Raw genomic sequence first — 14,187 nt, 5'->3', positions numbered from 1 at the left:
GCACACATACTCAGCCGCTCTCCAACAGGACGGCAACAACTCCACACAAATGCCGCACCTCGGCGACGGTCGGCGCAAGTTCATACGCATGGTGATGACAGACATTGCTCAATCTGTTCCATGCCACTGCTGCGGCGTCGGCGCGTTTCGTTGTGTCGAGGGAACGGAGAATCACCAATCGCGAGCGCATGCTTGCTTGCGGCGCTTCGGCATTCAGCGCGATACACCGTTCGGCTACCAGTTCCTCCAATGCCTGCCTGGCCAGAAAAGCAGCCAACCGTGCCGAACTTCCAGCAGCACCGACACTTCCATCGAGCAGTAGCTCCGCATTTCGCAGCACGACAGCCGGCGGCATCTGTGTTGTCATTCCGCGAGGATCCCGTCGACCGTCTTCCTGAGGTCATTCACTTCGCTCCTCGTGATCGACATATCGGCCCCGACATGCGAGCCGGCGTTGGCAATATTGAGCGTCGCTTTGCGCCCTTCTCGCAGAATTTGCCACTGCGACAAAGGCTTCTCGGCATCGCCGTACACCGCGAGCGCGATCTTGGCCCGCGTCTTTTTCACCGACGTCCACCGGTTCTCGGTGTCGACCCGACCCTCGCCCGCCTTGTGTTGCTTCGCGTAATACACCTGCTGCGCCGCGGATTCCAAGGCCAACCGGAACAAACCTGGTGCCACTCGGCGCTTGACCTCGTCGGGAACGTTCTCGTCGAGCACCAGCGCGCGGACGTCGTCCACATAGCGGGTCGCCTGGTTCAGTGTCTCTGCGACACAGACCTGCGATCCGGTCTCACGTGCAACCTCGACCAGTCGCGCATTCACCGCAAGTTGCCGTATCGCAGTGGCCAATCGGTCGTCGTGGGAGAACACGATGACCTGCCGTGTCTCCGACAGCTTCGACAAAACTCGGATGAACCCGTCGATCTTGGCCGGGTCCATCGCCTGAATCGGATCATCGAGAACGATGAAGCGGAACGGACTGTTCGGTGTGGTCGCACGTGGAATGAACAGTGCAAGCGCCAGAGCGTGCAACTCCCCCTGACTCATCACCGCCAATGCTTCGGTCGGTACTCCGTCCACCGACCCTTTCAGCACCGCCCTGCGTCGAGTATTGCTGCCTTCCAGGCTGATCGACCCGATGTCGACGTTGCTTTCCTGCCTGAGCTCCGACCAAATCTCGCGCGCCTGCTCCGCGATCGGCTTGAGTCTCTGATTCCGCAGTTCTGCCGCATGGGCGGCTACCCACCTCTTCGCCGCATCCAGGGCTTTGACGGTGTCATCACTCAATCGTGCGTCACGCTCGAGGTTGACCCACGTCATCAAACGACCCGCGATCGGAGCCCATGTGTCTTCCTGCTCGGCGATTGCGACCGCCGCCTCTTCGCGCACGGCGTTCGCAGCGTCGATCACCGCAGGCAAGGTCTTCTCGATGTGCTCGGCGAGCTCGGTTACCCCGGTCGGCGCACCTTGGGCAGCGGCCACTGAGTCTCGGTACCGGATCAACGACTCCAATTCCGGACCCTCGACCGTTTCCAGACGCACCAGCTCGTTCAGCAATTCCTTTGCTGCCCGACATGCGTTGTCAAGATCGCGTCGAGACTTCCGATACTTCCCCAGCTTGCTGTTCTGTTCCGCGAGGCGCGTTCGGGATTGCGTAGCCCAGGCGTCGTCGAGCACCCCCGCCGCACATACCGGGCACTCGATTGTGCCTGTCTCACTGTGCAATTGAATGACTCTATCGAGGATATCGCTGCGCTGTTCCACTACCGACAAAGCATCGCCAGCGTGCTCGACGGTGTCGGCGACCGCAACCCGAAGATCGGCGACAACCATGTCGATCGCCGGCTTCTGTGGGACCGCCAGATTCGCGCACCTGCGCAGACCAGACAGGGTGGACGCAACAGCCGAACCAGAGCCTGTGGCGAGCGCAAGCACCTCGTCGAGATCGTGAGTCCGCTTCTTCAACTGAGTGACGGCGGTTTGTGCACGCTCGTCTGCTGATTCGGCGACAATTTCCTTGAGTTGACGCAGCTCCTCATTCGCGCACTGACGCGCAGTCTTGGCAGACTTCAGCGCGGCGGTGAGCCGTTTCTCGGCGTCCGCGATCTCGTCCAGTCCCAATAGCTTTGCAAGTGCGTCGTACAGCGTGGACGGGCTGTCCTCGACCAGCCCTCCGATCTCGTCGTAAGACAAGATCGGCCGATGCAGCTCGACGGCGGACTTCCATCCGAGTTCATCGGTACCGACAGTGCGCTTCTGTTTGCCCGTCTGGGTCCACGCTTCGTTGTCGTGCAACGTGGCACCGATCGGCCAGTCGACGGCGACGACGGTCGGTTCGGAACCCTCGACGGTCAGCCCAACGCGCACCTCGCATGGATCCGGGCTGTGCAGGTTTCGCCAGCTGTCAGCCCATAATTTCGCCTTGTTTTTCCACCGGTAGCTCGAGCTGGTAACTGCAAATTCAAGAGCTTCCGCAAAACTCGACTTACCCGACCCGTTGCGTCCACTGACGATCGTGATGCCAGGCGCAGGATGCAGATCGAGAACGGCTTTCGGTCCGATGCCGCGGAAGCCGGCGACCGAGATAGATGTAAGGAATGCTCCAACTGGTTCTTCTGCTGGGCCGCTGGCGGTTTCGGGTCGGGTTCTGAGCTGCTCCGTACCGCCAATCTGCTTGCTGAGCGCATCAGCACCCTCGAGTGCTGCAAGAACGAGATACTTCGCTGCATCAGGCAGATTCGTGTCTTCGTCGATCGCGTCCCAGACGACCTCGTCGAGCGATCTTTCTGCATCTCTGTTGGCAGTTGTCACCAAAACTCCCTCGCCTCGTCGATCCCAACCGACCCAACGGTTTCATATGGGACCGACAGTACGTCTTGGCGAGGGAGCTCAGCTGCACATCAGGACACGACAAAATGCGACAGGATCGCCTGGACTTCGTAGATGTCGACCTGCTTGGTGAACTGTTTCTGGATCGGTGTCGCGTTCCCCGAGATCCATATCTTCAGCTCGGCGTCGAGATCGAAGGTTCCGGCTGTCTCGACCGCGAAGTGGGTGATCGACCGGTACGGCACACTGTGGTACTCGATCTTGCGACCCGTCAGCCCCTGCTTGTCGACCATCAAGAGTCGCCGATTCGTGAACAGAAATGCGTCGCGAACCAACTGATACGCCGCATGAACCTGCTCCCCGTGTCCGAGCAGACGCGCGTATTCGTGGTGCGCCGCAGCGGGATCGATCTTTCCAGCGTTACCGATCAACCCGTCCATGAGACCCATCAGGCCCGATACCTCCGTGCTCGTCCAAGCTGCCTCCACGGTCGAAGGCGACAGCGACGCTATCGGTGGACGAGTCAGTGGTGTTACCGGCGAGCAGGCTCAGCCGCCGTAGACCTCGGGGTCCAGGGTGCCTATGTACGGCAGATCGCGGTACCGCTCGGCGTAGTCGAGGCCGTAACCGACGACGAACTCGTTGGGGATGTCGAAGCCCACGTCGCGGACGTCGACGTCGATCTTGACCGCATCCGGCTTACGGAGCAGGGTGACGACCTCGAGCGAAGCGGGATTACGTGTCTTGAGGTTGCGCATCAGCCACGACAGTGTGAGACCGGAGTCGATGATGTCCTCGACGATCAGCACGTGGCGACCGGCGATGTCCTTGTCGAGGTCCTTGAGGATGCGGACGACGCCCGAAGACGAGGTCGAGGATCCGTAGGAGCTCACGGCCATGAATTCCATCTGCGACGGGATCGGCAGGGCGCGGGCGAAGTCGGTCATGAAGAAGACCGCTCCCTTGAGGACGCCGATCAGCAGGAGATCCCCTTCGGGGGCGCCTGCCGGGTAACGCTTGGCGATGTCCTCAGCCAGTTCCGCCGTTCGTGCACGGATCTGTTCTTCGGAGATCAGTACCGATGCGATGTCGCCCTCGTACACGCGTCAAACCCTTCGTCGGTCTTCGAATCCGAGGATCAGCCTGCCACGTCGCCGGGCCGCCACCAACCTCGCCTCCGGTGTTCCGCCCCCGATCGCGACGCCGCCTTGCCCCCGCCAGTCGGTCACCAGGGCGTCGACCGCCCGTAACTGTTTGTCCGTCAATGCTTTTGCGGCGCCCTGCAGCAGCCAGGCCCGCAGAGCACGTCGACGGATTGCGGTGGGCGCTTCGGCAAGTGTGTCCACTTCCACTTCCCCGTCGACGACAACACGTAGGAGTAGGGCCTCGGCGTACTTGTCGAGCGCCTCGCCGTCCTCACGCAACTGCGTCGCGGTTCGGGCCAACGCTTCGGGAACTCCCCCGCCGAGAATTTCTTCGAGCAGCGGCAACGCCTCGTGCCGCAGACGTACGCGAGTGAACTCGGGATTGTTGTTGTGCGGGTCCTCCCACGGCGTGATTCCCAGGTCGACGCAGGCCGCCCTGGTCACCGATCGCCGGATGCCGAGGAGCGGCCGTCCCCAGGGAGCGTCGAATGCAGCCATACCTTGAATCGATCGCCCACCGGACCCGCGCGAGAGTCCGAGAAGCACGGTCTCGGCCTGATCGTCGAGCGTGTGTCCGAGCAGAACCGGGAGGTCAGCCCTTGCGTCGCGTAGGGCGTTATACCGAGCCTCACGCGCAGCGGCTTCGAGACTCCCACCTTCGGCTACGTCGACTGTCAGCACCGTCGCGGTCCGGCAACCCAGCGCCAGCGCCTGGTCTGCGGCCGAGCGTGCGACGGCATCCGAACCAGGCTGCAGCCGATGGTCCACGATCAACGCGTCGACCGAATCGGCTTCCGCCACCGCTGCTGCGGTCAACGCCAATGAATCGGCGCCCCCGGACAGGGCGACGACCACACGGCGTCGTGGCTCGAATGCGAGCGTCCACGCCCGCACGGCCTGTCGCAGCGCCAGGAGGGCAGGCGTCTCAGGCAGCAGCATCTAGCCGAGAACGCGCTTTACCCACGCGTCGGGATTGTCGATCTCGTCGAGCAACGGCAAGGTCTCGGGCCCGGTCCAGATGGTGTTGAACTGCTCCATGCCGACCTTGAGAACCACCGCGTCGACGAAGGCCTTGCCGCGCACGTACTGCGCCATCTTGGCGTCCATGCCGAGAAGCATCTTGATGATCCGCTGCACGGGGTTGGACTTGCGCTGCCGACGCTTGTCGAAGGCCGCGCGGATCGTTGCCACCGACGGCACCACGGCGGGGCCGACGGCGTCCATCACGTGGTCTGCATGCCCTTCCAGGAGAGTGCCGAGTACAAGCATCCGATCCAGCGCGTCACGCTGGGGTTCCGCCTGCGAGGCGCGCAGCAGTCCGATGATGCCGCCCGCCGTCGCACCGTCACTGGAGTCGGGTTCCTTCCGCGAGCGCAGCTCTGCAGCAAGGCGCCCGACAACGTCGGTCATCGACTCGTCCACCGTCGCACCAAGCGTTTCGACGGATTCCTTCATGTACTCCGCGAGCCACGGCGAGGACGAGAACTGGACCCGGTGAGTGACCTCGTGCAGGCAGACCCACAACCGGAAGTCACTCGGGTTCAGCCGAAGGGACCGTTCGACGGAGACGATGTTCGGTGTGACCAGAAGCAGGGTGCCGTGCTCGCCGGTGAACGGGTCGTACTGCCCGAGGATCGCCGAAGACAGGTACGCCAGCATGGCGCCGGCCTGCAGGCCCGCCGGCTTTCCGACGATGAGATTGCCACTGCCGTCAGGGTCGGCGCCGGTGAGATGTGCCATCGACCGCGAGGCCGCCGTGATCCACCCGGCCCGGTCAAGCACGTCAGCGGCCGGGACCGGTAGACCGTCGGCCAAACCGGTCACTTCACGAACCGGCAGTTCTGCACGCTCGGACGCTTCGGCGAGTTCTGCGGTTGCCGTCTCGGCCGTGTAGCGAGACATCGCGGGGCCACCGCGCGCCAGCTTTATCCCGGCTTTGGCGGCAAGACTCCAGTCGACGGCACCACCGAGCGGAGCCGAGGCTTCATCATCTTGTGGAGTCTTTTCGGCCACTATTGGCACCCGCAATTCCTCAATGCTCCGGCAATCGCGTCCAGGGCAGGACGGCTCACTTCTGGCGGCCGGTCATTGGACATCAGTGCGAAGGTGAGCACTCGCCCGTTCTGATCGACCACGAACCCTGACAACGCGCTGGCCGTCGAGAGAGTTCCCGTCTTGGCCCGTACCCAACCCGCACCGGTTCGGTTTCCGGACGCGTAGCGGTCGGACAAACTTCCTGTTCCGCCGGCCACCGGAAGGTAGTCCAGCAGCGGACGCAGTTTCGGATCACCGTCACCGGCCGCAGCCGTCATGACCCGATCGAGTACCTGAGCAGGAATGAGATCGTCGACGGACAGCCCGCTGGAATCGTGCAACGAAACTCCGGTGTAATCGAACCCGGCCGCCTGCAGGGTCTTGCCGGTCGCGTCGACTGCTCCGGTGAACGAGGCTTCGATTCCGGAGGCAATCGCGACCTCACGCCCGATGGTCTCGGCGAGCACGTTGTCGGAATGTTCCATCATCTGCAGCAACCGGTCGCTCAGCGGTGCCGACTGCACGGTCGCGATCGGCTTGGCACCGGCAGGCGCGGCGCCGAGACTCACGTTGGCGGGATCGACACCGAGCGCCTGAGCGAGAACCTTGCCCGCGTCCAACGCGGGAGTTTCCGAACGCGGCGACTCGTCTTGAGTGCCGTCGTACCGACCACCTTCGATCATCACCGATTCGATCGGGGTGATGTAGCCGGCCGCGATGTCCGCGGGGAACCATCCGGTGGCCATGTTGTCGCCCTTGAACAAGCTCGAGTCCACCACGACGCTGGTCACCGGCGTACCGGCAGCCTTGATCTGGTCGACGAGATCCGCGATGTGAGCAGCATTGGCGTAATACCCGCTCTGCCCCTTCGGCGTCGCCGTCAGCGTCGGGTCACCACCGCCGACCAGAACGACCTGCCCGGGGCTCGTTCCGGGCACCACCGTCGTGGACAGCCGGTGGTCGAGCGGCAACTTCAGCAGTGCCGCCGATGCGGTCAGCACCTTCGTCGTGGACGCAGGCGTCATCGGCGTCGACGGGTCTGCGCTCCACAGAATGTTTCCGGTGAGCGCATCAGCGACAACTCCGGTGAACTTCCCCAGATCCGGGTTGGCCACAGCCGGGCCGATCGCCGCGGCGATTCCCGCCGCGCTCGGGATCGGTGCGTCCGTCGGGACGGGCACCACCTGAGGTGACGGCGTCACGAGCGCAGGCTGCGGCGACGTAGTCACGGTCGCGCTGCCCGCGGTGTCGTTCGACGTACCGAGTTTCACGACGACAACTCCGGCGACGGCCAGTACAACCACTGCACCGACCGCCAGAAGGATGCGGAAGTTACGCCGTCGACTCTCTTCCAACGAGCCGATCTTCTTCTTTCCTTGGCCCGCCAACGCCCCTCCGTCTGTGCTCTGCCTACTGGGTGGTCAGGCAACCTTATCCTTGACCCGATATCCTTCCGACGAATCATTACCGACACGACAGCGAGGAATCGGCGTGGAGTTCGACGTCACCATCGAGATCCCCAAGGGTCAGCGCAACAAGTACGAGGTCGACCACGTAACCGGTCGCGTCAAACTCGATCGCTACCTCTACACAGCTTTCGGCTACCCGGCCGACTACGGCTTCATCGAAAACACCCTGGGTGAGGACGGCGATCCGCTCGACGCCATGGTCCTGCTCCCCGAGTCGGTCTTCCCCGGCGTCATCGTCGAGGCTCGCGCAGTCGCGATGTTCAAGATGGTCGACGAGGCCGGCGGAGACGACAAGGTCCTCTGCGTTCCGGCCGGTGACCCCCGCTGGGATCACATCCAGGATCTGGGTGACATCTCACAGTTCGAGCTCGATGCGATCAAGCACTTCTTCGTCCACTACAAGGACCTCGAGCCGAACAAGCACGTCGAGGCAGCCAACTGGGTCGGCCGCGCCGAGGCAGAGGCCGAGATCGAGGCTTCGATCAAGCGTCTCGCTGCCAACGGCGGTCACTGAGCTCGAGTTCTCAGGCCTAACGAAAATCCCCGCACATCGGAAGATGTGCGGGGATTTTTGTGCTGTTTTTACTCGCCCTTGCAGTTCCTACTCACCCTTGCAGTTCCTACTCACCCTGGAAGACTGGCGGGCGCTTCTGGAAGACGGCGGTGATGGCCTCGGTCAGATCCTGCGAAGGCAGGAACGCCGCGTTCCAGGCTGCGACGTAGCGAAGGCTGTCGTTCACGCTCGCGCTGCGGGTGTGATCGAGCACGTCCTTGATCCCGTGGACGACGAGCGGCGGGTTGAGCGCAATCTCCTTGGCGGTCGCGCGCGCCGCTGCCAGTACCGCGTCGGCATCTTCGAACACGTCGTTGACGAGGCCGATCTTCTCGGCGCGCGCTGCGTCGATGTCCTTGCCGGTCAGAGCCAACTCACGCAGGTGTCCGTCGCCGATGATCGCGGGCAGACGCGCGAGGCTGCCCATGTCTGCGACGATCGCGACCTTGACCTCGCGGATGCTGAACTTGGCATCGGCACTTGCGTAGCGGATGTCCGCCGCCGTGATCAGGTCGACGCCGCCGCCGATGCACCAGCCCTGCACAGCTGCGACGACGGGCTTGCGGCAATCTGCCACGGCATTGATGCCCGACTGCATGCGCTTGATCATGTCGTGGAACTTGGTGCGCGGGCCTGCCTGAGCCTTGTCCGCGAGGACGGCACCGAATTCACCGCTCATCGCCGGCAGGTCCAGTCCGAACGAGAAGTGCTTGCCGGAACCGGCGATGACGATTGCACGCACCTCGGGGTCGGCGTCGAGGTCGGCGAAGATTTCGGGGAGTTCACTCCAGAAATCCGGCCCCATCGCGTTGCCCTTGCTCGGCCCGATCAGCGTCACCTGGGCGATGTTGTCTTCGCGCTCGACGGTGAACGCATTCCAGCTCTTCTGTTCAGTCATTACTCAAGAGTAACTAAAGGTCGGGCTCAGCCGAAGACCGCTGCCTTCATCCGAAGATTCCTGCCTCGTCAAGTACCAGTACGACGAGGGTGACGGCCATCAGGGCGAACATGATGAGCATCGCCATCCTGGCCGCCCGCTCACTGGTCGGTGGGAAAACGCGCTGCGCCGGATGCTCGGCCACGTACTCGGACAAGGACATGGTCCTGGCACGTGAGCGTGTCGGATTCTGTACCGCTGCTGTTGTAGCCATGTCGGTGATCCTTTCAACTACGCAATCTCAGTCAGGTACCCCAAAGGTGAAGTACCCGACTGAGTTCGACTTCTCCAATGTAGACCCGCAGATCGAAGAAGTCAGCGTGAGTTTGGTGCGAATTACCTGAGAGTCAGTCCACACAGGGAATGCCGCCATTCGCGTCGGCCCGGATGGGTGATCCCTGCGCTCCCGTATCGGGAACGGTGCCGGCGGATACCGACGAGTCCGACTGCGCCGGAGCGGCCGAGAACACGGTCTGCGCATTGTCCTCACCGATCAGTACAGACACTGATTCGGCCGCTGCCTGCTCGTTAGGCACTGCGGCCACGCCCAACTGCTCGGCCAGCGCCTCTGCGACGGCTTTGGCGCCGACTCCATAGCTGACCACCGACTTTGCCGTCGCAGCTGCGGTGCTCACCTCTCCGACTTCGACTCCCGACGCTTTCATCGCCGCTGCCAACGCGGCACCCAACCCGTCCGTCGCGGTTCCGTTGCGGATGTCCACAACTTCGTTCCCGGTCGAGACAGCAGTGTCCATCGCAGGTGCAGATGCCGAGTCACCTCCCGCGAAGATCCGCGACACTTCACTACGCAGACGCGCCGGATCGACCATGTTGACGTCCTGGCCGTCGACGGTCTCGTATCCCTCGATGGGCAGGGTGTAGAAGTCGATGTTCCCACCTGCGAGAGCGCTTGCCTGAGAAGCGAATCGGACGGGATCCATGGCAGAATCGATCACCACGTCCTTCTTCACCACGTCGGCCAGTGCCGTCATCTTCGGAATGTTTCCGATGACGCCGGAGCCCTTCAAGTTGGCGATCACCGCGCTGATGAAAGCCTGCTGCCGGTGGGTGCGATCCAAGTCCCCGTTGTCCAGGCCGTGGCGTTGACGGACAAACGAAAGTGCCTGTGACGGATCGAGAGTCTGAACTCCGGCCGGGAAGTTGGCGCCCGAGAAGTCATCCTGCACCGGATTGTTGAGGCACACCTGAACGGGGCCGATAGCCGAGACGACGTCGTAGAAGCCCATCAGGTTCACTTCGGCAAAGTGATCGATCGGAACCTTGAGCAGATTCTGCACGGTGGTCAGTGTCGACCGTCTTCCGACTTCACGCGCTTGTTGCTCTCGTGCAGCAGGATCCGTCACACCGTCCGCTATGAGTTTGGCGTCCGCATCAGCCTTCGCCATTCCGTACGCTTCCTTGATCTTGGCCATTCCGTAGCCGGGTACCGCGACGTAGTCGTCGCGTGGGATCGCCACTGCACTGGCCTTGCCGCCATCGCCCGGAACATGGAGCAGGATAAGCGTGTTCGTGTTGTATCCACCCACATCACTGTCCCCCGCATGCAGCTTGTCGGTGACGAACTCAGCCGGCAGGTCGCTGCCGTCCATCGCTTTACGACTGTCGAGCCCGATCAACAAGATGTTGGTATCCCCGTCGAGCGAACTGCCGGCGTCGTCACCGAGGGCGGAGAGCGCGTCCGATCGATACAGCCCCGACGTGAGATCCGACTGCACGTACCAGCCGATTCCGACGCCCACCAGAATCGTCGTCGACAGGGACGCCGCCGCCAGCTTGCGCCCCACCGAGAGCGTCGACCGCTGCGGTTGACGCTTACGTCTGTGCTTGGTTGCCGAGTGTCGAGGTCGCGGTTCCACGGCCGACACGCTATCCACCGTTCCTGAGTAGAACCTGTCGATACCGGACACGGCTGGTCATTCGCTGAAAGAACGCTGAGAATGAAGTCCGAATTGGGCAAATCTGCTCTAGGCTCCGCCCTGTGGACCGCCGACGCTTCCTCAGTGCCCTCGCAGCAGCAACTCTGACCGGAACCGCCGCGGTGACCATGGGAACCGCTTGTTCGTCACGTTCGGTCGGGACGGCAATCGCTGCAGCCGACGAACCAACCGACCCCGTCCCTGTCCCGGATCTCCCGCCTGCCTTGTTGCCGCCTCCACCGCCGTCTGCCCGGGTGCCGCTGCCCGCCGGCGGATCGTTGACCGCGTTACCCGGCGGTGGGGACCTGTTTGCCCTGACGGTTGACGACGGAGCCAGCTCCGAAGTCGTGCGCCTCTACACACAGTTCGCAAAAGACACCGGCATCCGTTTGACGTACTTCGTCAACGGGCAATACAACTCGTGGACCGAAAACGCCGGACTTCTCAGACCGCTGGTCGAGAGCGGACAAATTCAGCTCGGCAATCACACCTACTCGCACCCGGATCTGACGTCTGTGTCGAAGCAGCAGATCGCCGACGAGCTGACGAAGAACGGCACGTTCCTGCGCAACACCTACGGCGTGGACGCGGCGCCGTACTTTCGGCCGCCGTATGGAAGGCACAACGCGACAGTCGATTCCGTGGCCGCGAGCGTCGGCTACACCGTGCCCACCCTCTGGTACGGATCACTGTCGGATTCTTCGTTGATCACCGAGGAGTACATCCTCCAAATGGCGAACCAGTACTTCAATCCGGGGGCCATCGTGATCGGGCACCTCAACTATCTGCCCGTGACCCACGTGTATCCGCAACTGGTGGACATCATCCGGAGCCGAAACCTGCGGACTGTCACGCTCAACGATGTTTATCTGAAGCCGTGACGCCGTGGTGACCGCAGCCGACAACGAGGTCCCGGCCGAAAACACGGCTCCGTCCGTGAAACAACGCACCGAGGCCTGGCTGCTCGCGGACATCACCGAGGAACCCGCCGGACATCTGGGGCCCCACCGGATGGCGCCGAAGAAGGAGAAGCGCCACCCGTGGTGGAAGGTGATGTGCCTGACGGGTGTCGATTACTTCTCCACTCTCGGTTACCAACCCGGTATCGCGGCACTGGCGGCCGGCACGTTGGCTCCCATCGCGACAGTCGTATTGATCCTGCTGACACTCTTCGGCGCTCTACCGGTCTACCGGCGAGTGGCTCGCGAGAGTCCGCACGGCGAGGGTTCGATCGCCATGCTCGAGAAGCTGCTGCCCAAGTGGCGCGGCAAGATCTTCGTTCTCGTGCTTCTCGGCTTCGCGGCCACCGATTTCCTCATCACTATGACGCTCTCGGCTGCCGATGCCACGGCGCACCTCGTCGAGAACCCTTTTGCTCCAACCTTTCTCTCCGGACACACCGTCGCCGTCACCCTGGTTCTGCTCGCGCTCCTCGCTGCGGTCTTCCTCCGCGGATTCACCGAAGCGATCGGTATCGCGGTCGGATTGGTCGCCGTCTATCTCGCCTTGAACGTGGTGGTCATCTCCGTAGGTCTGTGGCACATCGCGACCGCGCCGTCGTTGGTCACCGACTGGACGCGCGCCATGACCACCGAGCACGGAAACCCGGCGATGATGATCCTGATCGCGCTGATCGTCTTCCCGAAGTTGGCTCTCGGTCTGTCCGGCTTCGAAACCGGCGTCGCGGTCATGCCGCAGATCAAGGGCGATCCGCACGACACCGAACAGAATCCACGTGGCCGCATCAAAGGTGCGCGGCGCCTGCTCACCACGGCGGCGCTGATCATGAGCGGATTCCTGCTGACGTCGAGCCTGGTCACCACCATCCTGATCCCAGAAAACGAGTTCCAACCCGGAGGCGCTGCCAACGGTCGCGCGCTTGCCTTTCTCGCCCACGACTATCTGGGTGAGATCTTCGGAACCGTCTACGATCTCAGCACGATCCTGATCCTTTGGTTTGCCGGTGCGTCGGCAATGGCAGGGTTGCTCAATCTTGTTCCGAGGTATCTCCCCCGCTACGGCATGGCGCCGTCGTGGGCCCGCGCCGTGCGTCCGCTGGTCCTCGTGTTCAGCGTCATCGCCATCACTGTCACGATCTACTTCGACGCCGGTGTCGACGCTCAGAGTTCCGCGTACGCAACCGGCGTCCTCGTGCTCATCTCGTCGGCGACCGTCGCCGTTGCACTGTCCGCTCGTAAGCACGGTCAGCGAAAGCTGTTCGTGGGGTTCAGTTTTGTCGCAGTTTTGTTCGTCTACACGACGATCGCGAACATCTTCGAACGTCCAGACGGTGTGAAAGTGGCGTCGTTCTTCATCGCCGCGATCATGGTGGTGTCCTTCCTTTCCCGGATCTCGCGAGCCTTCGAACTACGGGCAACCTCCGTCGAATTCGACGAGACCGCGCTGCAATTCATCGCCGAGGCAGCCGAGAAGGGTTACCTCGCGATGGTGGCGCACGACGTCGACCGTCTCGACGAGGACGAGTATCGGCAGAAGGAATCGCAGCAGCGCGCCGAAAGCAACATCCCGGAGGCGGAGTCGATCATCTTCATCGAAGTCAACGTCACAGACTCCTCCGAATTCAGCACCGACCTCCTCGTCCACGGCCGACAGCGCGGTGAGCACCGGATTCTGTGGGTCGACAGCCCTGCCGTCCCCAACACCATTGCGGCGGTTCTCCTGCGGACGAGAGACATCACCGGCGTGATTCCCGACGTCTACTTCGAGTGGACGGAGGGAAACCCGATCATGTACCTGCTCCGCTTCCTGTTCATCGGTGAGGGCGAAACAGCTCCCGTGACCCGTGAGGTCCTCCGCCGCGCCGAACCCGACCAGTCCCGCCGGCCACACGTCCACGTCGGTTGACGCCCACTCCCACTAACCGCTCACAAGCCCGCTCGCGATTGCTGTCGAACATCGCTGCATCCAGGGCTGTGGTGGCCGAGGTGGCGGGCGACCAATGCGGGCGCGATGGTGAGGGGCGTCGTTCGTCATGGCGACCTTCCATTCGTGTCTGGGGGCCAATCTCGGTCCCCTTCATGGATTTCGCCTTCTGACAACGGAAATTGCACCGGCAAGAGGGACTGGCGTGCAACTGGTGAGCGAAAAGTCTGTCCGCACGCGCGAGTGCAGATTGAAAGGCCTTTCGACCCGCAGGTGGACGGGATGATGCGACGGAGATCGAGAATGACCGCGACATACAATCGCGATCAGAGCGAAGCTCCAGGCCGAGATTCCGGCGCCGCTGTGATGGAGGGGTCAGGATGTTCGGTTGGAAAAA

At 62.7% G+C, this 14,187-nt stretch carries 14 protein-coding genes; 4 read left to right on the top strand and 10 right to left on the bottom strand.

The window, feature by feature from the left end:
• Positions 1 to 10 precede the first annotated feature (10 nt).
• From AC1Q6C_RS22970 to AC1Q6C_RS22960, 3 genes are all read right to left on the bottom strand, one after another.
• Positions 11 to 367, bottom strand: a complete 357-nt coding sequence (locus tag AC1Q6C_RS22970; protein WP_230359472.1) for a hypothetical protein — start codon at positions 365 to 367, stop codon at positions 11 to 13.
• Positions 364 to 2,814, bottom strand: coding sequence for an AAA family ATPase (locus AC1Q6C_RS22965; RefSeq protein WP_492666825.1), 2,451 nt, complete (start codon positions 2,812 to 2,814; stop codon positions 364 to 366). Before AC1Q6C_RS22965 ends, AC1Q6C_RS22970 begins: the two co-directional genes overlap by 4 nt.
• Positions 2,815 to 2,903: 89 nt before the next feature.
• Positions 2,904 to 3,281, bottom strand: coding sequence for a PH domain-containing protein (locus AC1Q6C_RS22960; protein WP_030534814.1), 378 nt, complete (start codon positions 3,279 to 3,281; stop codon positions 2,904 to 2,906).
• Between AC1Q6C_RS22960 and AC1Q6C_RS22955 the strand changes: the two genes are divergently transcribed.
• Positions 3,271 to 3,393, top strand: coding sequence for a hypothetical protein (locus tag AC1Q6C_RS22955; RefSeq protein ID WP_256261790.1), 123 nt, complete (start codon positions 3,271 to 3,273; stop codon positions 3,391 to 3,393). The genes AC1Q6C_RS22960 and AC1Q6C_RS22955 overlap by 11 nt on opposite strands.
• Here the strand turns inward: AC1Q6C_RS22955 and hpt are convergent.
• From hpt to dacB, 4 genes are read right to left on the bottom strand one after another with little or no spacing between them, the layout of a single operon-like run.
• Positions 3,381 to 3,935, bottom strand: coding sequence for a hypoxanthine phosphoribosyltransferase (gene hpt, locus AC1Q6C_RS22950; protein ID WP_003941159.1), 555 nt, complete (start codon positions 3,933 to 3,935; stop codon positions 3,381 to 3,383). The genes AC1Q6C_RS22955 and hpt overlap by 13 nt on opposite strands.
• 3 nt (positions 3,936 to 3,938) lie before the next feature.
• Positions 3,939 to 4,916, bottom strand: coding sequence for a tRNA lysidine(34) synthetase TilS (gene tilS, locus AC1Q6C_RS22945; RefSeq protein ID WP_064111394.1), 978 nt, complete (start codon positions 4,914 to 4,916; stop codon positions 3,939 to 3,941).
• A complete protein-coding gene (locus AC1Q6C_RS22940) occupies positions 4,917 to 5,990 on the bottom strand; it encodes a zinc-dependent metalloprotease (RefSeq protein WP_047269664.1) in 1,074 nt (357 codons plus the stop codon).
• Positions 5,990 to 7,399: a D-alanyl-D-alanine carboxypeptidase/D-alanyl-D-alanine endopeptidase gene (gene dacB / locus AC1Q6C_RS22935; RefSeq protein ID WP_118606860.1), complete on the bottom strand. Its 1,410-nt coding sequence runs from the start codon at positions 7,397 to 7,399 to the stop codon at positions 5,990 to 5,992. Before dacB ends, AC1Q6C_RS22940 begins: the two co-directional genes overlap by 1 nt.
• 103 nt (positions 7,400 to 7,502) lie before the next feature.
• On the opposite strand from dacB, the gene AC1Q6C_RS22930 reads away from it, so the two are divergent.
• The gene (locus tag AC1Q6C_RS22930; protein ID WP_003941181.1) at positions 7,503 to 7,994 is read left to right on the top strand and encodes an inorganic diphosphatase; all 492 of its coding nucleotides are present in this window, start codon (positions 7,503 to 7,505) and stop codon (positions 7,992 to 7,994) included.
• 106 nt (positions 7,995 to 8,100) lie between these two features.
• Here the strand turns inward: AC1Q6C_RS22930 and AC1Q6C_RS22925 are convergent, their stop codons facing one another.
• The 3 genes from AC1Q6C_RS22925 to AC1Q6C_RS22915 form a co-directional block, all read right to left on the bottom strand.
• Entirely contained in the window at positions 8,101 to 8,931 is an 831-nt protein-coding gene (locus tag AC1Q6C_RS22925) for a crotonase/enoyl-CoA hydratase family protein (RefSeq protein WP_007727023.1), read from the bottom strand.
• 46 nt (positions 8,932 to 8,977) lie between these two features.
• Positions 8,978 to 9,184, bottom strand: a complete 207-nt coding sequence (locus tag AC1Q6C_RS22920) for a hypothetical protein (protein ID WP_124568973.1) — start codon at positions 9,182 to 9,184, stop codon at positions 8,978 to 8,980.
• Positions 9,185 to 9,317: 133 nt separating this feature from the next.
• A complete protein-coding gene (locus AC1Q6C_RS22915) occupies positions 9,318 to 10,847 on the bottom strand; it encodes an LCP family protein (protein WP_230359471.1) in 1,530 nt (509 codons plus the stop codon).
• A gap of 122 nt (positions 10,848 to 10,969) precedes the next feature.
• Between AC1Q6C_RS22915 and AC1Q6C_RS22910 the strand changes: the two genes are divergently transcribed.
• Positions 10,970 to 11,788, top strand: coding sequence for a polysaccharide deacetylase family protein (locus AC1Q6C_RS22910; protein ID WP_007727026.1), 819 nt, complete (start codon positions 10,970 to 10,972; stop codon positions 11,786 to 11,788).
• Positions 11,789 to 11,792: 4 nt separating this feature from the next.
• Positions 11,793 to 13,772 carry an amino acid permease gene (locus AC1Q6C_RS22905; protein WP_007727027.1) on the top strand — a complete coding sequence of 660 codons (1,980 nt, stop codon included), beginning with the start codon at positions 11,793 to 11,795 and terminating at the stop codon, positions 13,770 to 13,772.
• The last annotated feature ends 415 nt before the right edge of the window (positions 13,773 to 14,187 follow it).

The sequence above is a fragment of the Rhodococcus sp. MT28 genome (assembly GCF_058792695.1).
This window is presented reverse-complemented; position numbering and strand designations above follow the sequence as displayed.

What these genes read in the sequence shown, in the direction of transcription:
- AC1Q6C_RS22970 (WP_230359472.1), bottom strand. Translation starts at nt 367, where the DNA reads ATGACAACACAGATGCCGCCGGCTGTCGTGCTGCGAAATGCGGAGCTA.
- AC1Q6C_RS22955 (WP_256261790.1), top strand. Translation starts at nt 3,271, where the DNA reads ATGAGACCCATCAGGCCCGATACCTCCGTGCTCGTCCAAGCTGCCTCC.
- AC1Q6C_RS22925 (WP_007727023.1), bottom strand. Translation starts at nt 8,931, where the DNA reads ATGACTGAACAGAAGAGCTGGAATGCGTTCACCGTCGAGCGCGAAGAC.
- AC1Q6C_RS22960 (WP_030534814.1), bottom strand. Translation starts at nt 3,281, where the DNA reads ATGGGTCTCATGGACGGGTTGATCGGTAACGCTGGAAAGATCGATCCC.
- AC1Q6C_RS22920 (WP_124568973.1), bottom strand. Translation starts at nt 9,184, where the DNA reads ATGGCTACAACAGCAGCGGTACAGAATCCGACACGCTCACGTGCCAGG.
- tilS (WP_064111394.1), bottom strand. Translation starts at nt 4,916, where the DNA reads ATGCTGCTGCCTGAGACGCCTGCCCTCCTGGCGCTGCGACAGGCCGTG.